Source organism: Alteromonas sp. I10, from assembly GCF_003201515.1.
Lineage (GTDB): Bacteria > Pseudomonadota > Gammaproteobacteria > Enterobacterales > Alteromonadaceae > Alteromonas > Alteromonas macleodii.
Window position 1 is genome coordinate 292,597 of sequence record NZ_QJJN01000005.1, and the last position, 24,052, is coordinate 316,648.

Annotated in this window: 19 protein-coding genes; 13 read left to right on the forward strand and 6 right to left on the reverse strand. The window is 46.5% G+C overall.

Annotated features, from left to right (window positions below; genetic code table 11):
• Window positions 1-44 precede the first annotated feature (44 nt).
• From BZA03_RS12280 to BZA03_RS12290, 3 genes are all read left to right on the forward strand, one after another.
• Complete coding sequence (locus tag BZA03_RS12280) at window positions 45-860, forward strand: class I SAM-dependent methyltransferase (RefSeq protein ID WP_039228695.1); 816 nt, start codon at window positions 45-47, stop codon at window positions 858-860.
• A 27-nt stretch (window positions 861-887) separates the two neighbouring features.
• Window positions 888-2,180, forward strand: a complete 1,293-nt coding sequence (purD, locus tag BZA03_RS12285) for a phosphoribosylamine--glycine ligase (protein WP_014977766.1) — start codon at window positions 888-890, stop codon at window positions 2,178-2,180.
• 468 nt (window positions 2,181-2,648) lie between these two features.
• On the forward strand, window positions 2,649-3,401 hold the full coding sequence (locus tag BZA03_RS12290; RefSeq protein ID WP_110288933.1) for a glucosaminidase domain-containing protein: 753 nt from the start codon (window positions 2,649-2,651) through the stop codon (window positions 3,399-3,401).
• A 168-nt stretch (window positions 3,402-3,569) separates the two neighbouring features.
• Here BZA03_RS12290 and BZA03_RS12295 read toward each other — a convergent pair whose 3' ends face one another.
• On the reverse strand, window positions 3,570-4,331 hold the full coding sequence (locus tag BZA03_RS12295) for a sugar-binding protein (protein ID WP_014951294.1): 762 nt from the start codon (window positions 4,329-4,331) through the stop codon (window positions 3,570-3,572).
• Between the two features lie 156 nt (window positions 4,332-4,487).
• Between BZA03_RS12295 and BZA03_RS12300 the strand changes: the two genes are divergently transcribed.
• From BZA03_RS12300 to envZ, 5 genes are all read left to right on the forward strand, one after another.
• The gene (locus tag BZA03_RS12300) at window positions 4,488-5,423 is read left to right on the forward strand and encodes an ion transporter (RefSeq protein WP_110288934.1); all 936 of its coding nucleotides are present in this window, start codon (window positions 4,488-4,490) and stop codon (window positions 5,421-5,423) included.
• Window positions 5,424-5,545: 122 nt separating this feature from the next.
• A complete protein-coding gene (locus BZA03_RS12305) occupies window positions 5,546-6,451 on the forward strand; it encodes a phosphoribulokinase (RefSeq protein ID WP_014951296.1) in 906 nt (301 codons plus the stop codon).
• 167 nt (window positions 6,452-6,618) lie between these two features.
• Complete coding sequence (locus BZA03_RS12310) at window positions 6,619-7,764, forward strand: DUF2855 family protein (RefSeq protein WP_110288935.1); 1,146 nt, start codon at window positions 6,619-6,621, stop codon at window positions 7,762-7,764.
• Between the two features lie 309 nt (window positions 7,765-8,073).
• A complete protein-coding gene (gene ompR / locus BZA03_RS12315) occupies window positions 8,074-8,796 on the forward strand; it encodes a two-component system response regulator OmpR (protein ID WP_014951298.1) in 723 nt (240 codons plus the stop codon).
• A 135-nt stretch (window positions 8,797-8,931) separates the two neighbouring features.
• Window positions 8,932-10,251 (forward strand): two-component system sensor histidine kinase EnvZ, encoded by a 1,320-nt coding sequence (envZ, locus tag BZA03_RS12320; RefSeq protein WP_014951299.1) that lies wholly within the window; start codon window positions 8,932-8,934, stop codon window positions 10,249-10,251.
• A 26-nt stretch (window positions 10,252-10,277) separates the two neighbouring features.
• Here the strand turns inward: envZ and BZA03_RS12325 are convergent, their stop codons facing one another.
• The 5 genes from BZA03_RS12325 to hslR all read right to left on the reverse strand — a co-directional run bounded on the left by BZA03_RS12325 (window position 10,278) and on the right by hslR (window position 17,622).
• Window positions 10,278-11,450: a sugar MFS transporter gene (locus BZA03_RS12325; RefSeq protein ID WP_039228706.1), complete on the reverse strand. Its 1,173-nt coding sequence runs from the start codon at window positions 11,448-11,450 to the stop codon at window positions 10,278-10,280.
• 140 nt (window positions 11,451-11,590) lie between these two features.
• Entirely contained in the window at window positions 11,591-14,014 is a 2,424-nt protein-coding gene (locus tag BZA03_RS12330; protein ID WP_110288936.1) for a TIM-barrel domain-containing protein, read from the reverse strand.
• A 271-nt stretch (window positions 14,015-14,285) separates the two neighbouring features.
• Window positions 14,286-15,848 carry a phosphoenolpyruvate carboxykinase gene (locus tag BZA03_RS12335; protein ID WP_110288937.1) on the reverse strand — a complete coding sequence of 521 codons (1,563 nt, stop codon included), beginning with the start codon at window positions 15,846-15,848 and terminating at the stop codon, window positions 14,286-14,288.
• A 446-nt stretch (window positions 15,849-16,294) separates the two neighbouring features.
• Window positions 16,295-17,194, reverse strand: coding sequence for an Hsp33 family molecular chaperone HslO (hslO, locus tag BZA03_RS12340; protein WP_014951303.1), 900 nt, complete (start codon window positions 17,192-17,194; stop codon window positions 16,295-16,297).
• Window positions 17,195-17,217: 23 nt separating this feature from the next.
• A complete protein-coding gene (gene hslR, locus BZA03_RS12345; RefSeq protein ID WP_014977772.1) occupies window positions 17,218-17,622 on the reverse strand; it encodes a ribosome-associated heat shock protein Hsp15 in 405 nt (134 codons plus the stop codon).
• A gap of 129 nt (window positions 17,623-17,751) precedes the next feature.
• Here hslR and gspC point away from each other — a divergent pair, with 129 nt between their 5' ends.
• From gspC to gspG, 5 genes are all read left to right on the forward strand, one after another.
• Window positions 17,752-18,669: a type II secretion system protein GspC gene (gene gspC / locus BZA03_RS12350; protein WP_110288938.1), complete on the forward strand. Its 918-nt coding sequence runs from the start codon at window positions 17,752-17,754 to the stop codon at window positions 18,667-18,669.
• 98 nt (window positions 18,670-18,767) lie between these two features.
• Window positions 18,768-20,819, forward strand: a complete 2,052-nt coding sequence (gspD, locus tag BZA03_RS12355) for a type II secretion system secretin GspD (RefSeq protein ID WP_014951306.1) — start codon at window positions 18,768-18,770, stop codon at window positions 20,817-20,819.
• A 1-nt stretch (window position 20,820) separates the two neighbouring features.
• Window positions 20,821-22,386 carry a type II secretion system ATPase GspE gene (gene gspE, locus BZA03_RS12360; RefSeq protein WP_110288939.1) on the forward strand — a complete coding sequence of 522 codons (1,566 nt, stop codon included), beginning with the start codon at window positions 20,821-20,823 and terminating at the stop codon, window positions 22,384-22,386.
• The gene (gene gspF, locus BZA03_RS12365; protein WP_014977774.1) at window positions 22,387-23,613 is read left to right on the forward strand and encodes a type II secretion system inner membrane protein GspF; all 1,227 of its coding nucleotides are present in this window, start codon (window positions 22,387-22,389) and stop codon (window positions 23,611-23,613) included.
• Window positions 23,613-24,050: a type II secretion system major pseudopilin GspG gene (gspG, locus tag BZA03_RS12370; protein WP_014951309.1), complete on the forward strand. Its 438-nt coding sequence runs from the start codon at window positions 23,613-23,615 to the stop codon at window positions 24,048-24,050. Before gspF ends, gspG begins: the two co-directional genes overlap by 1 nt.
• Window positions 24,051-24,052 lie beyond the last annotated feature (2 nt).

Below are 24,052 nucleotides of genomic sequence, written 5' to 3' on the forward strand. Positions count from 1 at the left end.
GTGTTATGTTATTCGCCTACCCTCGACAGAAAAAGGAAATAAGAATGAAAAAGTTAGCCCAATATGTGTTAGCCGCAACCCTAGGTGTAAGTGCTACTTATGCCAGCGCAGATGCGATTTCTGATGCCGCAATGAGCGATATCCGCTCTGCTAGTGCAAAAGTACGCGATGAGTACCGTAATCCTCAGCAAACACTGCGCTTTTTTGGCCTTACCCCAGACATGACTGTGGTAGAAATCTCTCCCGGTGGTGGTTGGTACGCCGACATCCTTTATTCTGTTGTAAAAGATAACGGTAAGTATGTAGCTGCTCACTTTTACGTTGATGATGAAACCAGCGGTTACTTTAAAAAATCGGTGGAAGGCTTCAAAGAAAAAATGAAGCCGGGCATGAAGTACGAAGGTGCTGAGCTTACTGCATTCGACCCAATCAAAGCGTTAGATATTAGCGACGCAGGTAGTGCCGATATGGTGCTGACGTTTCGCAACGTACACAACTGGTATATGCGTCACGGTGACGAGGGTATCGACAATGCATTTGGCGCATTTTTCAAAGCGCTTAAGCCAGGTGGCGTACTGGGTGTAGTGGAACATGAGCTTCCTGAAAGCGCAGATGATGAAGCAATGAAGAAAAGTGGCTACATGAAGCGTTCTTACGTTGTGGCTGCCGCCGAAAAAGCAGGCTTTGTGCTTGAAGCAAGCAGCGATGTCAACGCCAACCCAATGGATACTGCCGACCACCCGAAAGGTGTGTGGACGCTACCTCCACGTTTGGCGCTAGATGATCAAGATCGCGAAAAATACATGGCGATTGGCGAGAGCAATCGCATGACGCTAAAATTCACCAAACCAAAATCATAAAATTAAACACTCAAAACGGAACAGTTAATGAACGTACTTGTAATTGGCGGCGGTGGCCGCGAACACGCGCTAGCGTTTAAAGCAGCGCAGTCTTCTGATGTTTCAACAGTATTTGTAGCACCTGGCAATGCAGGCACAGCTACAGAACCTAAGCTTGAGAACGTAGCTATCGATGTAAATGATATTGCTGGCTTGGTTTCTTTTGCTCAAGGTAACGATGTTGAGCTTACTATTGTAGGCCCAGAAGCGCCGCTAGTTGCAGGTGTTGTAGATGCGTTCACAAACGCTGGTTTAATGATTTTTGGCCCCACTCAAGCTGCCGCGCAGCTTGAGGGCTCTAAAGCTTTTACCAAAGACTTTTTGGCTCGCCACAACATTCCAACGGCCGAGTATCAAAACTTCACAGAAATTGACCCAGCTATTGCCTATGTGCGAGAGAAAGGCGCGCCGATTGTAGTAAAGGCTGACGGTCTTGCTGCGGGTAAAGGTGTTATTGTTGCGATGACCCTTGAAGAAGCGGAAGACGCTATCCGCGACATGCTGGCAGGTAACGCGTTTGGCGAAGCCGGCAGCCGCGTAGTTATTGAAGAATTCCTAGACGGTGAAGAAGCGTCGTTCATTGTCATGGTAGACGGCAAAAACGTACTACCTTTTGCCACCAGCCAAGACCACAAGCGTGCTGCTGACGGTGACAAAGGGCCGAACACAGGCGGAATGGGTGCATATTCTCCGGCTCCGGTTGTAACGCAGGACATTCACGACCGTATTATGCAGGAAGTGATTATGCCAACAGTTAACGGCATGGCTGCTGAAGGCAACGACTACGTTGGCTTTTTATATGCTGGCCTTATGATTATGGCTGATGGCACTCCAAAAGTAATCGAATACAACTGTCGCTTTGGCGATCCGGAAACCCAGCCAATCATGCTGCGCTTAAAGTCTGACTTGGTTCCACTTTGCCAAGCAGCGTGCAAAGGCGAACTTGCTGGTAAAACGATTGAGTTTGATGAGCGCGCGTCGGTAGGTGTTGTGCTTGCCGCTGGCGGCTATCCAGGCAGCTATGATAAAGGCGACGTGATTACTGGTTTCGAAGAAGCCGCTAAGTTAGACGGAAAGGTTTTCCATGCAGGCACCGCCCTGCAAGATGGCGAAGTGGTAACCGCAGGTGGCCGCGTACTTTGCGCTACAGCTTTGGGTAACAACGTTACCGAAGCGCAGCAAAAAGCCTACGAGCTACTAAAAGCCATTCAGTTTAAAGATGTGTACTACCGCACTGATATTGCGCACCGTGCGATTGCGCGTGAAGCTGAAGCCAAGTAGCCGAAAGCCTCATAGAAAGTGCTAAATGAACGCAGCTTAACGCTGCGTTCTTACATAATTACTAAAAGCCAGGGTGTGAATTCTACGCCCCCCACTTATACTCTTACCTACTCTTACCACTTACTCACCATGCTAACGTGCAGCAAATGCAGAAATCGTAGTTTCCCAGCTACATATCACTGCTTAACCTGATACTAACGCTCAATACAAAAGAAAACTCGCGCTCAGTACATAAGTAATAAGGTATTGAATTTCACATTGAGTCTGATTTGGTACTTGCCGATAGTACTGTATACATTATAAATCTTTAATTTACTGACCCTCTCTATATGTTGCAGCGCATACTAGAACCTGTATGTTAATAATAACGATCCGCATAGATGATTAACCACTTAGCGAGATTTAATAAGCTCAGGTAGTCCGCTTAAAAAGCGTATTGTTTCATTCTAATAAAAGAGGTATCACCTGATGTCGAACACTAAACTTATTGCTGTGTTGCTTGTAGCAGTAGTGGCGAGTACCGCAGCGTGGTTCGCCTTTTTTGCCAAAGAATCTGCTCCAGACTTTACTGCTTATGCCGCAGGCCCTGACCGAAAAGCGGCATTTTTTGAGTATTTCACTCCTATTGTAGTCGAGGTGAACAAAGAGCTAGCCACCGACAGGGAGCAAATTCAAAGTTCTTGCGACGCGGATGAAGCAGATAATCTAGACCAGTTCCTGACAAAGTTTCGTGTTGACGATGCTGACCTTGAACAGGAGTCAGCCTGCGAGGTGTTGTTAAGGCGTGCCGACATTGTTCCTGCGTCGTTAGCTATTGCACAAGCAGCGAATGAAAGTGCATGGGGTACCTCTCGTTTTGCAAAATTAGGGAACAACTTTTTTGGTCAGTGGTGTTTCTCTAAGGGCTGCGGTATCGTTCCAAAATCGCGTGACACTAACAAAAATCATGAAGTTGCTGATTTCCGTTCGCCTGCCGACTCAGTAGAAAGCTACATGCTAAATTTAAACACCCACGATGCTTACAAACCATTGCGTAACATTCGCCAATCCTTACGTGAAGACGACAAGGCTGTCACCGGGGTTGCGCTTAGCTATGGCTTAGGGAAGTATTCTGAGCGTGGCGATGAATATGGAAAAGAAATACGTGAGATGATCAGTGTTAATAAACTTGCAGTGCTGGACAAGTTAGATCTGAGTAAGCAGGAAGGCGAAGCCAATTAACTCAACCAGCTAGATCGTGACGAGCTCTGTTGCGCATTTTTTATCGCCAAATGGCATGGCTTTTAGTCAAGGTGAGTGATTGCAGGTTAAAAGGAGTGGCATTTCTGCGACTCCTTCCAATTACGCGCAGCAAGTCAATCAAGTAAAGTAGCGACAAATTATGGTTCACTACTTTGTCAGCTTCACCTTTCCAAACACCGACGCATCTTTATACCCCAAGTTTTTATCGCCGTTTACTGGGGTGATCTCATGAGAGCCTAAAAAGTGCTCTCTGTCGCCACCATCCGCATCGCAATAGGCAAGCATAAAGCCCAGTGTCATACCTTCTTTTAAGGTAACAGGCGAATTATCTTTTCCGTGTTGATAGCTATCATCAAATACACGTACCGCTGCTTCCCAATGAATCTTATGCGGCGCCGATATATCTCGCTGCCATTTGTTCTCTACGTGATCATTGTAGAGTTGTGGTACAGCCTCTCCTGCTTCATTTGGACCTATATCAACAACCTGATTATCTAACGCTAAGTGATAGGCAAACGCATTGTAGTTATTAAGGTGATCGCCACCAGAGGCATCAGCATCAATGAAAATTTCTAAACAATCATCATCCCAATAACGTTCAAGGGGATTGGCATAGGTATCTGAGAGGTGATCGTCTTGTATTTCTGCCAACAGATACAGCGCATCCTTGTTCCATCGCAGTTTATATCGACCAGAAAAATCACCGGACTCAGGAGCCGAGCCCCACATAAGCGACGTCATTTCATGCCAATCGCCCCCTTTCCATGCAGCGTCATTGGCTACACCATCTATAACAGGTGGCGTTGATGAAAAAAGTACGCTGTCAGACTTAGCTTGTGCCGTGGGCACAGACATAGCCACAAGCAGTGCCGAGGTTAGTACTGCCCCTAAATGTTTTGCACTTTTCAATTGGATACGCTCTTTGTTTGCTTATTTGTATTTTAAACTACCATGTTTTGACCCCATCCGCGCTTGAAAATAGCGCCGAACACCTCCTTCTTTTTAGAAGCATTACCAATTTGCAACGGTAATTGGTATAAAAAGGACATTCGTTCCCTCACTACCATGGCTATGTCATTTCAAAACGCGTGCTATCACATCCTTGCGCCTGCCAGCGAGGCTCACGAGTACAAAAAGCTCAGCAAAATATTTGATGTATTTCTTATCGCGTTAATTATCGTAAATGTTGTCGCTATGATGCTGGAAACAGTGCCGGATATCCCTGCCATTTGGCAGTACGAACTTCATATAATCGAAGTGGTTTCAGTACTGATATTTACCGTTGAGTACTTTCTTCGTTTATACGGCAGCGCATCGGCCCCAAACCGCCCTAATCACGAACGTACAACGACATGGCAAAAGCGCTGGACCTATTTGAAAAGTCCCATGGCGCTCGTCGACCTAATGGCAATTCTACCTTTTTACTTAAGCGTTTTCGTGGCGTTCGATTTACGTATTTTGCGAATATTTCGGGTAATGCGAATTCTAAAAATCGGCCGCTATTCGCGCTCTATGCAAACTCTCGTTACCGTATTGCGCAACGAGTCTCACAGCCTTATTGCGGCGTTAAGCGTACTTTTGTTGTTTACGATTATCGCCGCCACCTGTATTTACTACATCGAACATGCTGCTCAGCCCGATGTTTTTAGCAGTATTCCCGCTTCATTGTGGTGGGCACTCGTCACGCTGACCACGGTGGGCTATGGTGACGCCGTTCCTATAACTGCATTGGGTAAAATATTTGGCGGCCTCATAACTATTATGGGTATCTGTTTTTACGCCCTACCAGCAGGTATTTTATCTTCTAGCTACACGTCGCAGATGCAGCTAAAACGCGATAGGTTTAAAGACACAGTAAGAAGCGTTTTGGACGACGGAAAGTTGAGTGAGCACGATGTGCACCACCTAGAACATGTTCGCGCACTTCTGGATTTAGATGAAGAAGAGGCAAAGCTAATTGTGCGCCTATTGCAGCACCATCACAAACGGCTAGATGAGTGATTATACGCAGGCTGGAGCGAAAGCAACTCCCAAGAATCGAGTGGTAAGCGCTTATACCTCCCCTTGATTCTTAGCTCACATCAGCTTATAACTAGTACCCGTCATTTCCAAAAAGAATTCCTATGTCTGTCAAACACCCTATTATTGCTATAACAGGTTCTTCTGGCGCGGGTACTACTACCACGACCAACGCTATACGTCATATTTTCAGGAACTTAAGTGTTAATGCTGCGGTTGTAGGAGGCGATAGTTTTCACCGTTTTACCCGCCCGGAAATGGAAGTGGAAATTCGCAAAGCCCAAGAACAAGGCAGACATATCAGCTACTTTGGCCCTAAAGCCAACGACTTTGAGCTACTGGAATCCCTGTTTAGGGAATACGGCAGCTCGGGTACAGGACAGTTTAGACAATACCTTCACACGTTCGATGAAGCCGTGCCTTTTAACCAAATGCCCGGCACCTTTACACCTTGGCAAGATTTACCCAAAAACACTGATTTGCTGTTCTATGAAGGTTTACATGGCGGTGTAAAAACGGAAGAAAATGACGTAGCAAAACATGTAGATTTACTGGTCGGCATGGTGCCGATTGTAAACTTAGAGTGGATCCAAAAGATTGTACGCGACACCACTGACCGAGGACATTCTCGTGAAGCGGTAATGAGCAGCATAGTGCGAGGACTGGACGACTATTTCCACTACATCACGCCACAATTTTCACGCACCCACGTTAACTTCCAGCGCGTACCAACCGTTGATACCTCCAACCCCTTCAGTGCACGGGAAATTCCAACCCAAGATGAAAGCTTTGTGGTTGTGCGCTTTAGACGGGAAATGAAGACTGTGGACTACCCCTACCTCCTTCAAATGATCGACGGCGCGTTTATGTCTCGCATCAACACCTTGGTTGTACCCGGCGGAAAGATGGGCTTAGCCATGGAGCTCATTTTAACTCCGCTCCTTGAAGACATCTTAAATAAAAAGCGTAGAGCTGGTCATCAGATGGATTGGTTGAGCAGCGACGAGTAACCCCAATATACATCGCTTCTATAGGCATATATTTAAAACAGTAAGTCGTAATGGCTCATGCCCTGCGTCAATCTAGGTTCTATTCGGAAACTTTCTTGGTTTAGCTTCTTGATTTAGTTTCTTGATTTAGTTTCTCGACCTAGTTTTTGACACAGCAGGCTCCTATTATGACCACAATTAAAAGCCAACAAATTTGGGTAGACCAGCAAAACCTTGCCAACACTAACGTTGTTTCCCGCGATATAAACATCAACGACTTACAGCAAGACGAAGTATTGCTTGAGACAGACAGCTTTGGCTTTTCTGCCAACAACATCACCTATGCTGCACTGGGTTTTAAAATGGGCTATTGGGGCTTTTTCCCTGCAAAGAGTGATAATGACGTTGATGAAGCACATGGCTTCGGTATTGTGCCCGTTTGGGGCTTTGCTACCGTTAAGGCGTCTTGTCATAGCGATATCAAAGTAGGTGAAAAGGTGTTCGGCTACCCGCCTATGGCTAGCCATTGGGTGATAAAAGCTGGAAAAGTTGCCCCTCACGGTTTTTCAGACATCCACGAAAAACGGAAGAGCATTAGCCCTGTTTACGATCAATATCTTCGCTGTGCCGCCGACCCCGGCTACGACAAAAACCGCGAAGCATGGCAGCTTAATTTTAGACCCCTTTATATGACTTCGTTTGTGCTCGATGACTATGTGGCAGAGAAAGCAAACAATGAAACCTTACTGTTGTCGAGCGCTTCGAGTAAAACCGCACTGGGTACAGCGCAACTACTTAAAGACCAAAAAGTCTCTCGAAACGCAAGCTACAAGGTGGTTGGGCTAACCTCGAAACAAAACGTGGATTTGGTAAAAGCGACCGGCTGCTACGATGAAGTGTATAGTTATGACGAACTCTCAGCCCTAAGTAGCGAAGGCAATAGCAGTAAAAGCAGCGATGCGCGCTACTGGCTGCTTGATTTCGCTGCCAACGGTACGTTGATTAATGACCTTACCAAGCAGCTTGGCGACAGCCTGAGCGACGTTACACTCATTGGTGCGACAGATTGGAAAGCCCGAGAGAAGCCCAACCCCAAATTGCTCAATGCAGAGATATTTTTCGCGCCAGCTCGCGTGAAACTGCGCCAACATGAATGGGGGCACGAGGCCTTTTTGGCAAAATACGCCAGTGCATGGAAACGCTTCGCAGAGAAAGTGAGCGATCAGTTTTATGAGCAATCGCACCGCGGAGCTGATGCTATAACGCAGTTATATTTAGAAACGCTTAATGGCTCGGCGCAAACAAAAGCCCTTAACGTCATCACTTTTGATTAGCGCCTCTTAAGGATTACAACTTGAACTGCTGGTGTGTTGTTGCAGCGCCTACGTTATAAAGCTTCTCACCAATACGTAGTTCACTATAAGCTCAGTGGGGAGAAAAGCGTAATGGCTTCCTCCTCGTTGGAGTCTGCTGGGCTTTTACTGGGCTTTTACTGGGCCTTTGCTGGCTCTTTCTTTACATCTAAGTTCGACAGACCTAGACACTATTTGTAACAAACATCCCCTGCCTTTTACGCTTTTCTCGCTTTTGTATTTCACATCTTGTGGTTATAGTGAAACAAAAGTAAAACGAAAGGTATGAGTATGGGTCAGGAAACCTCTAAAATTCTCGTTGTTGATGATGACATGCGTCTGCGCAGCCTATTAGAGCGCTATTTGCTTGAGCAGGGCTATCAAGTTCGCAGTGCGGCTAACGCAGAACAAATGGACAGACTGCTTGAGCGCGAGAATTTTCACTTAATGGTTTTGGACCTTATGCTACCTGGCGAAGACGGCTTGTCTATTTGCCGCCGATTGCGCCAGCAAGAAAACGACATGCCCATTATTATGCTTACTGCAAAAGGCGATGAAGTTGACCGTATTATCGGCCTTGAAATGGGCGCAGACGATTATTTGCCTAAGCCATTTAACCCGCGCGAGTTACTTGCACGTGCTAAAGCGGTATTGCGTAGACGCAGCAGCGAAGCGCCGGGCGCGCCGTCTAAAGATGTGCAAATTGTGGAATTTGGCAATTACAAGCTGAACCTCGCCACCCGTGAGATGACAGCTGGCGATACACCTTTAACCCTGACAAGCGGTGAGTTTGCGGTATTGAAATCTTTGGTTACTCATCCACGTGAGCCTTTGTCACGAGACAAACTGATGAACCTAGCGCGTGGTCGTGACTACAGCGCGTTAGAGCGCAGTATTGACGTTCAGGTTTCACGCTTACGAAGAATGCTTGAAGAAGACCCTGCCAACCCTCGTTATATACAGACTGTATGGGGATTGGGCTACGTATTCGTGCCTGATGGCGAACAAGTTTAGCACCTATGGCTGATACGGCGGGCTCTACCGTCTTGGCCAGTGCGCAAGTGAAGTATGTTTACTCATGACCCCTAATTATGCGTTTACCTACTGCCATTCCAAACACTGGCTTATGATTCAAAGCGACGGCATGTTATGCGTTTAATTCCCAAAAGTGCATTTGGCCAAACCGTCATGCTTATTGGCGTGCTGTTGCTTATTAATCAGATTGTGTCCTACATCTCTGTTACCTATTACTTTATTCAGCCCAGCTACCAACAAATTAACAGCTTATTGGCCACCCAAGTTAAATCTGTGCTCGCCAACGATTTGCTAGTGACTAACCAAGAGACCCGAGACCGCTATTTTCAAAAAACCCAGGTGCAGGTCTTTGACGAAAGTGTTGCCAAACAGAACGGATTAGAAAGCGCCGTATACTATAGCTATATTTCTTCTCAAGTTAGCGAGCAGCTCAGGCAACTTGCTGATGTACGTATTAGCACTACCACGCAGGCCAGTGATGAAAATGCACCTTACATTGTGTGGATATCCCTGAACCGCTACCCAGACACGTGGATCTCTATTCCTATTTCAGGACTTAACGAAGCGAATATATCCCCTCTTACTATGTACTTGATGGTAATTGGTATATTAAGTGTGGCCGGAGGCTGGTTGTTTGTAAGACGCATGACCCGTCCATTGTCAGCCCTGCAAAAAGCAGCGATAGCGGTAGGTAAAGGTGAGCACCCGGCGCCGCTTCGCGAACAAGGCAGCACCGAAATGATTCAGGTTACTCGGGCGTTTAACCGCATGAATCAGGGTATTAAGCAGCTTGAGAATGACCGAAATATTATGACAGCGGGCATTTCTCACGACTTGCGCACACCGCTTACCCGTATTCGCCTAGCCTCAGAAATGCTGCCGGAAGACCAAGATTGGATAAAAGACGGCATTGTAAATGACATAGAAGACATGAACGCCATCATCGATCAGTTCATTGACTATGCACGCTACGACACCGAAGAAGTCACTCAAGAAACTGATTTAAACGCGATTATTGCAGAGCTGGTACAAGCCAGACATTTAGACGACAAGCACCACATCGAACTCAAACTCAACGCCATTCCTCCGCTGTCACTTCGGCGAATTGCAATGAAACGCGTGATCGACAACCTCATCGAAAATGCTTTCAAGTACGGCTCGGACGATATTGCAATTAGCAGCTTTTACAATCGCCACGAAAAGCGCGTGTATTGCAAAGTACGCGACTTTGGCCCGGGAATACCGGAAGCGGAGCTCGACGGTGTATTCATGCCGTTTGCACAAGGCGACAAAGCCCGCAATTCGTCAGGTTCAGGCCTTGGCCTTGCCATAATAAGGCGAATTGTAGAAGCTCACGATGGTGAGGTGACGTTGCGAAATCATCCTCAGCAGGGCTTGGTCGCAGAGTTTTATTTACCCTATCAAACCCATTAAGCCCAAAAACACTACACGGATTGGTATTAGCTTCTGTGGTACTTAATTTTTCGGCTGTATCCATAAGATGCCAACCACAGCACGCAGCCGCCAAGTGGGATCACCCAAAACGCTGTAGTAAGTGGCGCGAAGTTCGCCCATAGTCCAGTAGAAAACGATGCCACTTGAACGCCTGTAGAGTTACCGATAATTGAAATACCAGAAAGTACTGGGCCGTTGTCACTGTCGATATTCATTGCCGCAGAAAGTGCTAACGGGAAGAGCCCACCTAGCCCTAAGCCAAGCAGTAAGTTACCAGCGCCAATCCCATAAAATGAAGGCATTAGTTTCAGTGCAAATACGCCCGCTAGCGAGGCTGTTGCCATGATTACAATCATGCGGTGTACCGATACAAATCGCAGTAAAAACGGGAAGGTAAGGCGACTGATCACCATGCCAGCGGTAAAAAATGCCAGTAAGTTTCTCGACTGTTCGCCGGTAAAGCCTAAGCCGTTTTGCGCATAGCTCACAAACCAGTTCGCGTTACCAAATTCTACAGCACCATAGCCAAAGGTAAGCAAAGTTAGAAATATGAAAACAGGCTGCTTAATAATGACCCCAAATGCCAAGGTCTTTTTAGGCGCTTTAGGCTGACCTTTAAGCACTTTTGCCTGAGAGCGCGCCGCAATAAATGCGTAGCACGAAAGCAAAATCATAACGCCTGCCAACACCTGAATAGGTAAACGCCAGTTGTGCTCAACAAGGTATAACAGCGTTACAAAGAACGACGCCGCAAACGTACCTAAACTGAACATAAAGTCCATTAAGCCCATCATAGTAAAGCGCTTTTCTGCGTACATTCGTGCAATAAGCGTGTGGCCAATAGTAAATATTGTTGAGCTCACCACACCGATTAATACCGCTAACACCAAAAACCACTGCCAAGCGGTAAGTACTGACACAAGCAGCAACAGCGCCGTATTCATACTAAATAACGTGGCTAATAGCGGCATATACTCAAAGCGACTGGCATACTTGCCACCAATCACCGCGCCTAACATCATGCCTACAGAGAAGAGCGAAAAAAGTGCGCCACTGACTACTTCAGACATTTGCAAATCGGCTGCAATATCTGGCAGTAATATTCCCCACAAGAGAAACAATTTACCAATTAGAAAAAAACCAGCGAAAATAACGATGGTGGCAGGAAGTCGGCTCATTTAGGCTCCATGGCTGATATCAGTAGAAAGACATCCGATTTAGGCGTGAGGGCACAGCGTAGTTATGCCCTTGAACACAAAGTGAACCTTTTGAGGGCGCTGACCTTTACTGTGCAAGAAAGAACAGCAGCCCTTAATTATCACATAATCACTACCTTTACAGATTGCTGATAATCGCAAGAAATTGCAAGTGAAAGCGTTTTCCCTTTTTCATCCCACATTACAGGCACGCTCCTGCCATCAATTGAAACGCTCTGTGGTTTTTCGCTTAAACCGTGCACGATGTAAGTGATGTCTCGCTGCTTAGGCATACCTATATAGCTGCCTTCGCTATCAAGGGCCAGGGTTAATGCGGCCTTTTCGTCTACTGACGCACTGAGCTGTAGTTTGGTGTACAAGCCTTTTTTGACAGACGCTGGATTTTTGCCGTCATCCTCGTAGTAAGTATATGAAGATGAATTCACTGAATTGTCATGCCAGTAATGCATTTCTATTTTACGTGCATCAAACTGCTCTGTGCGGCTAAGCCCTTTAGTCATTGGCATAAAGCTTCCCGCTTTTACCCACACTGGGAAATTATCTTGGCTTAGCGGGTAGTTAACGGTTTGACCACCTTGGTATTTCGTATCAGAGAAAAAATCAAACCATACGCCTTCGGGAAGCAAAGTCGGCCACTCCGCTTGGTTAGCGCTCGTCACAGGCGAAACTAACAGACCATCGCCCCACAGATAACTGTCTGCATTTTCAAACCAATCGCTTTCACCGTACGCCATAGCTAACGGACGCATTAATGGCGTACCGTAAAGCGCATTTTCAAAGGCCAATGAATAGTTATAAGGCAGCATGTCATAGCGAAGTTGGATAAACTTGCGCGCAATAGACTTTACGGGGTCGGCGTGGAAAATTGGCTCCGGCGCAATATTGTCTTGAGCGTGAGGCCTAAATACCGGTGAAAAGGTACCGAACTGAAGCCATCTTGTATAAAGCTCGGGATCAAAGGTTTCGCCTCCAGCAAACCCACCTAAGTCGGAATGGGTATACGCCATTCCAAAAACACTCATTTGAAGTGCCAACTCTACCTGAGGTTTAAGTCCGCCCCAGCTTCGACTCACATCGCCTGTCCACGGCACCATTCCGTACCGTTGACTGCCCAAAAAGCCTGAACGCATCAGCACAAAGGGGCGCGTATCAGGCTGAAGCTCTGTTAGGTTGTTATATACGGTTTTAGCCCACTGGTGACCATAGGCATTGTGCACTTCTGCGCCGCTTACTTTTGTAGACTGCCACATGTGCTGAATATCATCAGGATGCACTTCTGGCTCACCCAGGTCGCCCCACCAGCCGGCAACACCCTGTGCAGCAAGCTTTTCATAATATTGCCAAAACCAATTTTGACCCGCTTCACTGAACACATCAACAAGGCCGGTATTGCCAAAATAGAAATCGAAAGTATACGGCGCACCATCATCGTTTTGAGCAAGGGCATTACTGGCAACGGCACTATCCCATTGCTTTGACGTCGTAAGAATAAAAGGCTCGGTTATCAGCACGGTTTTCACGTCTTGAGCGCGTAGCTCACTAATCATTTTCTCGGGCTCAGGGAAAGTGGCGGCGTCCCAACTTAAGTTCCCCATGTGCCCCTTAATGTCTTTACCAAACCAATATAAATCAAGCACTACGGCATCAACGGGAATATCTTGCGTGTTAAAGGCATCGACGACATCCATCACTTCATTTTGTGATTTATAGCCAAATCGAGACGCAAAGTTACCGAGTAGCCAGCGTGGAGGAAGCGGCTGTTTTCCCGTTACTGCAACGGTATTCGTCACCGTATCTTTTAGGTTTTCACCCAACACCATGATGTAGCTAGCACGGCCGCCTTGTGCCTTAAATAGCAACTCGTTGCCGTTCGTTTTGCCAATATCTAGCTCACCAGAAGCGGTGTTATCGAACAATACGCTGTAATTTTTTGACGACATCACAGCCGACAAGCCAAAGTACATCTGATTTGAGGACGTGGTGTAACCATAGTGTGCTTTGTTATAAAGCGGCATGCTATGACCACGACGATTCATACCTAAAACGCGCTGGCCGCCACCATAGAGTTTTTCGTTTTCATCTAACGCAAACGACAGGCTGACGCCTTTACTGGAAATACTTAGTCCGCCTTGCTCTTTCGCGACAATTTTGCCGTTAACAGAATAACTGATAGCGTGCGTCGCCTTATCAACATGCGCTGCAATATTATTGAGTTTTAAGATTAGGGTTGTCGCAGTTTCAACTAGCTCTACATCATTAGCTTTTTTGTCTGTAACATCAGTCAACGCGGGCTCGGGAAGCGCCATAGACGGTAGATTTGCGTAAGGCGTGCCATTATCATCAGTAAGATACGTTACTTGAAAGCCACTATCGTGCAACGCGCTTATCGTGAAGTCATTGGTATCCGTATCAATATTTAGCGTTGCTTTTTCGAGTGTCGCTGTTTGAACTTCGGCTACCGTATTTACCGAGAAAAATGCCAAACCAGCACATGCAAGTGCTATACGCTGTTTCCTGTCTATCATGCTCAAAACCTTCTTTATGCTTCAAAGCGAAGCGCACCTAATTAGCGAAGCGCACCTAATTAGCGAACCGCACTTAATTAACGAAGCGCGCTTAATTAAAGCCTTCTTGTGTACGGTGAATGATAGCTAGTGCCTTGCTCAACTTAAATAAACATACGTATTCATAATGTTAAATTTGTTAACAACAACACAAAAAAAGCCCGCAACACGGTGCGGGCAAAACATCAATCACGTTGAGTGTGATGAACGTTGGGAAGGGGCGAACCGAGTGTTAGTTACCCGGTCCGGCTTTAACGATAGCGTCGCTAACGTCGTATTTTTCAAAGTTCTGTTTAAAGTCGTTAACTAAGTTAGCGGCGTATTCGTTGTACTTCTCTTTGTCTGCCCACGTGTTTTGTGGCACAAGCAAATTGCTATCTACACCGTCTATTGCCACTGGCACATCTAGGTTTAACGCGTCAATGTGCTGAGTTTCAACATCAGCTAAGTTACCCGATACAATCGCATCGATGATGGCGCGCGTAGTAGGGATATCAAAACGGCTACCTGTGCCGTAAGGGCCGCCTGTCCAACCGGTATTAACCAAGTAAACCTTAGCGCCAAACGCTTTAACACGCTTAATCAGAAGCTCTGCATACACGCCTGCTGGACGTGGGAAGAAAGGCGCACCAAAACACGTTGAGAAGGTTGATTCAATATCGCTAGTAGAGCCAATTTCAGTAGAGCCTACTTTCGCTGTGTAACCGCTTAAGAAGTGATACGCCGCAGCTTCTTCACTTAACACTGAAACAGGAGGCAATACGCCACTTACGTCACAGGTCAAAAATACAACTGAGCGAGGTTCGCCGCCTCGGTTTTCAGCAACGCGCTTTTCAATGTGTGAAAGCGGATAGGCCGCACGTGAGTTTTGGGTTAACGATGTGTCGGTATAGTCCGGCGTGCGTGTTTCATCAAGCACTACGTTTTCTAGGATGGTACCAAACTTGATAGCATTCCAAATTACTGGCTCGTTCTTTTGAGATAGGTCGATACATTTAGCGTAGCAACCGCCTTCAATATTAAATACGCTACCTGGTGCCCAGCCGTGCTCGTCGTCACCAATCAAGAAGCGTTTAGGATCGGCTGAAAGCGTGGTTTTACCTGTGCCTGAAAGACCGAAAAACAGAGTCACATCGCCTTCTTCACCCACGTTGGCAGAACAGTGCATAGGTAGCACGTCTTTTGCCGGAAGCAGGAAGTTTTGCACGGAGAACATGGCTTTTTTCATTTCGCCCGCGTAACGCATGCCAGCAAGCAACACACGCTTTTTAGCGAAGTTGATGATAACTGTGCCATCACTGTTTGTGCCGTCACGCTCTGGCTCACAAGTGAAACCAGGTACGTTTAAGATTTGCCAAGGCTGGTCGCCTTTAACATTCCATTGTTCAGGAATAATAAAAAGGTTACGGGCAAAAACGTGCTGCCACGCGGTTTGCGTTCTTACTTCAAGCGACAAAGCATGTTCAGGGTCGGAGCCCACTTGAAGGTGTGAAAGAAAGTGTTCTTGGGTAGACAGGTAGGCTTCAACGCGGTCCCACAGCGCATCAAATTTGTCAGCGTCAAAAGGCTTGTTCACCTTGCCCCAATCGATGTCATGTTCGGTTGTTGACTCTTTAACGATAAATCTATCATTTGGAGAGCGACCGGTTCGTTTTCCGGTCTCAACGACAAGCGCCCCGTTTTTGTCAAGGACACCTTCGCCGCGCTTTACGGCGCGTTCGATAAGTTCTGCATTTGGCAGATCGGTGAGTGGCGTTACTTTCAGTTCCGTTTGAATTGAGGCTGCTGCGGTCATGGCTGTTACCCTATATGTAATTTTTCAAAAGCACTTTCAAAAAAGTATCACCTCTTCGAGTGTAATGTAAACAAGGCCTAGCGCGCATTTATAAAACACATACTCACTATTTCTCATATGTTAATTTCATAAATATTGTAAATTAATTACAAGGAAAGCCTTTTCCTTGGATATAAATGCAAAAATAGGGCGTAGAAAACCTATATTGATCGATGAATTTCAAAATAAAAAATGACAATTTTTTTTAGAAAGTGAGGGTGAAAATTTTCACCACGACAGGAAGAAAAGGAAAATAGGATGATGTAGGAAAGTTAAACACTTACTACTGGGCATTTTTTAACCACAAGTGAAGTGTTGGGAAAATGAACCTATCTAGACGGTGAGAGATTCAGAAACAAAAAAGCACCTTCGAAAGAAGGTGCTTTAACACAGCAGTAAACAAGTAGTTACTGATTTGAAGACGGTGCGTCGAAGTTGCCGCTGTGAATAGCCTCTACGTCGATACTATCGAAGCGATATTCAGTATGACAATACTGGCAGTTCATTTTGATCGCCCCTTCTTCAGCAATAATTGCGTGAAGCTCAGACTTCTCAACGTGACGAAGTGCTTCAGCGCTGCGCTCCTTTGAGCATGAGCAGGCAAAGGTTACGTCCTTCGCTGGATACACTTCCACGTCTTCTTGGTGGTAAAGACGATATAAAATGTCTTCAACCGACAACGTAAACATCTCTTCTTTGGTCAACGTTTGAGTAAGTTTAGAGATATGAGCAAACTCATTGGCTTGCGACACATCAGTAGCGCTAGCATCAGTTGGTAAGACCTGAAGTAACACTCCCGACGCTTTCGCGTTTTTAGGGTCGCTCATGTCAGTCATTAGGTGCACGCTGGTCGCTAGCTGCTCTGACTGAGCAAAGTAGCCTTCAATACATTCAGCTAGAGAAGGCTTATCTAATGCAACAACGCCTTGATAACGCTCGCCTTCATCAGGTGTGATAGTAATGACCAATACCGCTTGAGACAATAACTCTGAAAACGTTTCTGGCAATGTTTCTAATGTCTCGTCCCAGCGCGCCACACCGCGAAGCGTTTGTTCGTGAGTGGCGTTTAACACCGCGTAACTTACTGGGCCTTTGCTTTGAATTTGAAGAGAAATTTCACCTTTAAACTTAAGCGTTGCCGTTAACAATGACGTCGCTGCCGCCATTTCACTTAGCAATGTTTGAATTTGCACAGGGTATTCATAGCTGTGCACAATTTGATTTAAGCTCTCATCAAGGCGAACCAATTCGCCACGAACGTTAGCTTGGGTAAATAAGAAGCGGTGTAATTTATCGAAATCGCTCATAACTAATCCTGTTGAGCAGCTCATTATTGCTGCTTAAATTTAATAATCTGTCGTCGCTGCTTTTTGTCAGGTCTATGATCTGGTTTAGGGCTGTGAAAGGCGTTCATTTTGCGCGCCGTTTGGTTTTCTTCACGTTTTGTTACACTTTCAATCGTCTCTTCAAAAAGCGCCTGCGCCAAAGGAGCGCTCAAACGCTTGTCACTTAAGCCTAGCACCTTAATTTCACGATTATCCCATCCTGAGGGAACTTTAATCATGGCGCCAAGCTCTACATGCTTACCAGGTTTGGCTCTTTGCCCGTTGTACTGGACTTTTCCCGACTGCACCATGTCTCTTGCTATTGCGCGGGTCTTAAAGAACCTTGCAGCCCATAGCCACTTGTCCAGCCTGACATTTTGTGTTGTATTGTTGCTATCCGATTGGCTCATGTAATATTTTCGTAATGGTGTGGCTTTAGTGTTGTGACCCTCACCTTTACTAGGCTATTATGGGTTTGCTAAAGCGCGGTTAACCAAAAATTCACTATATTATAATAAAGCAGTACCATCAGTGGCAGCATGACATTCAATAAACCCAACCCACAATCTCTGGTTGTTTATCTGAACCAGCATCAAAAACAGCTACATACCATCGTAGTGGTTCTGCTCAGCCTGTATTTAATTGCATTTGCTGCCAAACTCGTGTGGCGAATTATACCCGAACCTCAACTATCTGCGACACCCACAGTAAGCCGTGCTCCGGTTATTTCTTCGTCGTCAGGCCAAAATGGGGTCAACATCGCAAAAATACAACAGCTGAATTTATTTGGTAATGCTGCGGCCAAACCTGCTGAACCGGTCGCCGAGGTTACCGACGCACCAGAAACGCGCTTAAACCTAACCCTGACGGGCGTTGTGGCCAGTTCAGAGCTGGAGGCGGGTACCGCTATTATTGAAAATCGCGGCAGCCAAGCGGTTTATGGCCTAGGTGAGAAGATTGAAGGCACCAATGCCACGTTGCAAAAAGTGTACAACGATCGCGTTATTATTAAGAACGGGGTGAGAAACGAAACCCTGATGCTTGACGGAATTGACTACGACGAAGCTAATCGTCGCCGTGAAATGCAGGCAAGAAACCGACCTGAGCCAGAAGAATTAGAAGAAGACACCGTTGAGCTTAGCGACGAAGCATTAGAGGCAACTGCAGCTCTGCGAGAGCGTCCAGCCAACTTCACAGACTTTATTTCAATATCGCCAAAAACTGAAGAAGGCCAGCTTATCGGCTACCAAGTGAGCCCAGGCAAAGAGCCTGAATTATTTAAATCGGCAGGGCTTCAGGCTGGTGATGTCATTACACAGATTAACGGGCTAGACCTTACCGACTTGCAGCAATCGCAAGAGGCGCTGTCTGAGCTACGCAATGCACAAACTATAGAATTAACGATTATTCGAGATGGCAGTTTAACTACGCTATACCTAGATTTACCCGAGTCTTAATACCACTAACGGTAGCAGCGCTATATTGTCGCTAGGTAAGCAAAATAACAAATAAAGCAATTCGGTCATCGACAAGTTAGGAAATGAAGGAAGTTAGAATGAAAAGGCGCACTAGCCAAAAACTATTATCTCGCTTGAGCACAGCCATGTGTACAGCGCTTCTGTGTTTCTCGGTGACGGCCGCTGAGTACATGCCTAATTTCAAAGATACTGACATCAACGAGTTTATTAATATTGTTGGTAAAAATCTTGAGCGCACCATTATTGTCGACCCTAACGTACGTGGAAAAATAAGCGTACGCAGCTATGACATGCTCGATGAAGATCAGTACTACCAGTTTTTCCTAAACGTACTTCAAGTGTATGACTTTGCCGTTGTAGAAATGCCTAGCGGTATTTTAAAAGTGGTTCGCTCGAAAGACGCTAAAACATCCAATATTCCTGTTGTTGAAGGCGCTAATCGCGACGGCGATGAAATGATCACTCGCGTTGTGCCTGTTTATAACGTGCCGGTGCGCGAACTTGCACCTATTTTACGTCAGCTAAATGACCAGGCGGGCGGCGGTAACGTAGTTAGCCACGACCCATCGAACGTAATGATGCTAACCGGCCGTGCTGCGGTAGTTAACCGACTAGTAGAAATTATCGAGCGCGTGGACCGTGCCGGTGACGAAGAAGTAGAAATCGTTAAACTTCGCTATGCGTCAGCATCAGAAATGGTGCGCATTATTGACAGTATTAATAAGTCGCAAGGAAAAGCTAATACAGGAACTAAGTCTGAGCCTCGCGTTGTGGCAGACGACAGAACTAACTCGGTTATTGTGAGCGGCGATATTAAAGCACGCCAGCGTCTTATCAACCTTATTCAGCGCATGGATCAAGAGCTTGAATCAAACGGCAACACCCGCGTGCTGTTTCTTAACTACGCTAAAGCGGAAGATTTAGTAAAAGTATTGCAGGGCGTATCTGCTAGCATTCAAGCAGAAGAACAAGGCGGTGGCACTACATCGCGCCGAGCGGGTTCAAACCGTGAAATCAGCATTGATGCACATGAAGATTCTAACGCCATTGTTATTACCGCAGAGCCAGACATGATGCGCTCGTTAGAAGAGGTAGTACGTCAGCTTGATATTCGCCGTGCGCAGGTACAAGTTGAAGCCATTATCGTTGAAGTCTTTGAAGGCGACGGCACTACATTGGGTGTGCAGTGGGCTTCTGAAGCCGGCGGCGGTACACAGTTCAGCAACGGTGTTGTACCGGTTGGATCATTGGCGGTAGCCCTTAAGCAAGCAGAAGACGATACCGATACCGAAGCCTATGTAACAGATGATGGCGAAGTGGTCACAGTTAACACCACCGATGAAGGCGATTACACCGCACTAGCGAGCCTTTTAGGCGGCGCTAACGGCCTTATTGCCGGCGTTATCGAAAATGGCTGGGGCGCGGTAGTACAAGCAGTAAGCACCGACACCAATTCAAATATTCTTGCCACACCTCACCTAACTACTATGGATAACGAAGAAGCGTTTTTCATTGTAGGTCAGGAAGTGCCTATTATCACAGGCACAACTACAGGGGCGAACAACTCTAACCCTTTCCAAACCGTTGACCGCCAAGAAGTGGGTATCAAACTTAAGGTTACGCCACAAATCAACGAAGGCGACGCGGTACAGCTGCTTATCGAACAAGAAGTATCTAGCGTAAGTGGCGCTACATCGGTAGATATTTCAATTAACAAGCGTGAAATTAAAACCACGGTGATTGTAGATGATGGCGGCACTATTGTTCTTGGCGGTTTGATTGACGAAGACGTGCAAGAAAGCGAATCAAAAGTGCCGTTATTAGGTGACATTCCAATACTCGGTCACTTATTCAAATCGACATCAACCAGCAAGCGTAAGCGTAACTTGATGGTATTCTTAAAGCCGACTATCGTCCGCGACGGCGCAACAATGAACGCAATCAGCCATCGCAAATACAACTACATTCGCGCACTTCAGCTTAAACGCCAGCAAGAAGGTGTTTCGCTAATGCCTTATGAAGAGACGCCAAGCATTCCTCAATGGGATGATGCACTCGCTTTACCTCCTTCATTTGAAGAATACCTCTCGGAGAAAGAGAAGCAGAAACAAGAAGAAGGTAACGACTAACATGGCAGGGCAGGACGAACAGATTACTCAGGCATTAGAGGCACAAGAAGAAGCCTTAGAAGCCATGGGTGAAGAAGCCGGTTTGCCTGAAGAAGAGGCCGGTCCAAGACAGCTTTCTTTTAGCTTTGCAAAGCGTAATCAGGTGTTGCTGGAAACCAATGAAACACCTGCGGTCTTATATTTTACAGAGAATACGCCGTTTGATGTATTTGCCGAAGTGCGACGCTTCTACGGCGAACCTTTTGTTCCTAAAACTATTCCTGCCAATGAGTTTGAAAGCCTGCTTACCAGCGCCTTTCAGCGCGATAGTTCTGCGGCTAAACAACTTATGGAAGACCTTGGTAACGAAAGTGATTTGTTCGCTCTTGCTGAAGACTTGCCTGACACTGAAGACCTGTTAGACAGTGAAGACGATGCGCCTATCATCAAGCTTATCAACGCCATGTTGGGCGAGGCGATCAAAGAAGGTGCATCAGATATTCACATTGAAACCTTTGAAAACCAGCTTGTGGTTCGTTTCAGGGTAGACGGCGTATTACGCGAAATTTTACGCCCTAACCGCAAGCTGTCTTCCATGTTGGTGTCACGTATAAAAGTTATGGCGAAGTTAGACATTGCCGAGAAACGTGTGCCTCAGGATGGTCGTATAACGTTGCGTATTGCAGGGCGAGCGGTGGATGTGCGTGTTTCTACTATGCCTTCAAGTCACGGCGAGCGCGTGGTGCTGCGTCTATTGGATAAGAACAATGCGCGCTTAAATCTAGAAGATTTAGGCATGACGCTGCAAAACCGTAACCACTTTTCATCTCTTATGCGCAAGCCTCACGGCATTATTTTGGTTACCGGTCCAACGGGCTCAGGTAAAAGTACTACCTTGTACGCAGGGTTAACCGAAATAAACTCGCGAGACAGAAACATTTTAACGGTTGAAGATCCTATTGAGTTCGATCTTCCGGGCATCGGACAAACACAGGTTAATCCCCGTGTAGATATGACTTTTGCCAGAGGCCTTCGCGCTATTTTGCGTCAAGACCCCGATGTAGTGATGGTGGGTGAGATTCGTGATATCGAAACGGCGCAAATTGCTGTTCAAGCCAGTTTAACCGGTCACTTAGTACTCTCTACTCTGCATACCAATACGGCAGCGGGCGCGATCACCCGTTTAGAAGACATGGGTATTGAGCCATTTCTGTTGTCTTCGAGCTTATTGGCCGTCTTGTCACAGCGACTCGTTCGTACCCTGTGCCCAGATTGCAAAAAGCCACATACGCCTGACGCTTCTGAGCTTGAAGTATTAGGGCAAAACGCCACAAGCGAGACCACTATCTACAAGCCTCATGGCTGCGCCGCGTGTAATCAAACCGGATATCGCGGTCGTACCGGTATTCACGAGCTATTGTTGGTAGATGAAAAAGTGCGCGAGATGATGCACGAAGGTGTAGGTGAGCAAGCCATTGAACGCTACATCAGAAAGACGACACCAAGCATTCGTGAAGACGGCTGTAGTAAAGTGCTGGCGGGCGCTACCTCACTTGAAGAAGTGCTTCGAGTTACGAGGGAAGACTAAATGGCGGCATTCGCTTTTAAGGCGGTTAATGCCCGCGGTAAAAATACAAATGGCGTACTTGAAGGTGATAATGCACGCCAGGTTCGCCAACAGCTGCGCGAAAAAGGTTTAATTCCCTTAGAAGTAGAGCAGGTCGCAGAGCGCGCACAAAGCGAAGGCAAAGGCCTGTCGTTTTCTTTATTTAAACCCCGTATTTCAGCATCAGATTTAGCGCTACTCACGCGTCAGCTCGCCACTCTTGTCGAATCGGCCCTTCCCGTTGAAGAAGCACTGCTTGCCGTAGCCGAGCAGTGTGAAAAGCCTCGTCAGAAAAACATGATGATGGCAGTACGCAGTAAAGTCGTGGAAGGACATGGACTTGCCGATGCATTGGGTCAATTTCCAAGTGTGTTCGACGAGCTATACCGTGCGATGGTCGCAGCAGGGGAAAAATCCGGTCACCTTGATACCGTGCTTAACCGCCTTGCTGACTACACAGAACGCAGACAACAAACCCGCAGCCAAATTACTCAGGCGATGATTTATCCATCGCTAATGCTGTTTTTTGCAATGGGTATCGTGTTGCTATTGTTAACGGTGGTAGTGCCCAAAATTGTAGGGCAGTTCGACCATATGGGTCAAGACCTCCCGGCCATTACCCAGTTTCTAATTTCTGTCAGTACCTGGCTGCAAAATTACGGCTTATTTATGCTTATTGGTATTGCCGTGCTTGTTGTCATTATTCAACGCGTGCTGCAGCAAAAGCACATGAAGCTACGCTACCACCGAGCGCTGTTAACCTTGCCGTTAATTGGCCGGGTGTCTCGCGGGCTCAATACCGCGCGTTTTGCACGTACCTTAAGTATTTTAAGTGCCAGTGCGGTTCCACTACTAGAAGCTATGCGTATTTCAGGTGATGTGCTGGAAAATCAGCATATTAAAAACCAAGTGGCAGATGCAGCCATTAACGTTAAAGAAGGCAGCAGCCTTCGGGCTGCGCTGGATAACACAAAAATGTTTCCACCAATGATGATGCATATGATTGCGTCTGGTGAAAAATCGGGTGAGCTACAGCAAATGCTAGCTCGCGCCGCAGATAATCAAGATAGGGAATTTGAAGCGCTTATTGGTGTCTCACTTAAGGTATTTGAACCCTTACTTATTGTATCGATGGCAGGCATTGTTCTGTTTATCGTTATGGCAATATTGCAACCAATTTTAGCATTGAACAACATGGTGAATATTTAATGAAAACACTTAATCGCAGTTCTGGTTTCAGTTTGATTGAAGTCATGGTCGTACTTCTAATCATCGGTATTATGGCGTCTATGGTGGCACCGCAAATCTTGGGTAACCAAGAAGAAGCGCAGCTTAAAAAGGCGGCGGTAGACATCCAGCAAATGGAAAGTGCGCTTGAGATGTACAAGCTGCGTAACAACCGCTTTCCAACCACAGAACAGGGACTAGAAGCGCTAGTTACCGCGCCGACTATCGACCCGATTCCTCGTAATTACCCTGAAGGTGGTTTCATTAAACGCCTGCCTGAAGATCCGTGGGGCAATCCATATGCACTAATTAGCCCGGGAGAACTTGGCGTAGTTGATATTTTTTCTAATGGTCCAGACGGTGAACCGGGTACTGATGATGACATTGGTAACTGGAACATTAACGAATACCTGAACTAACC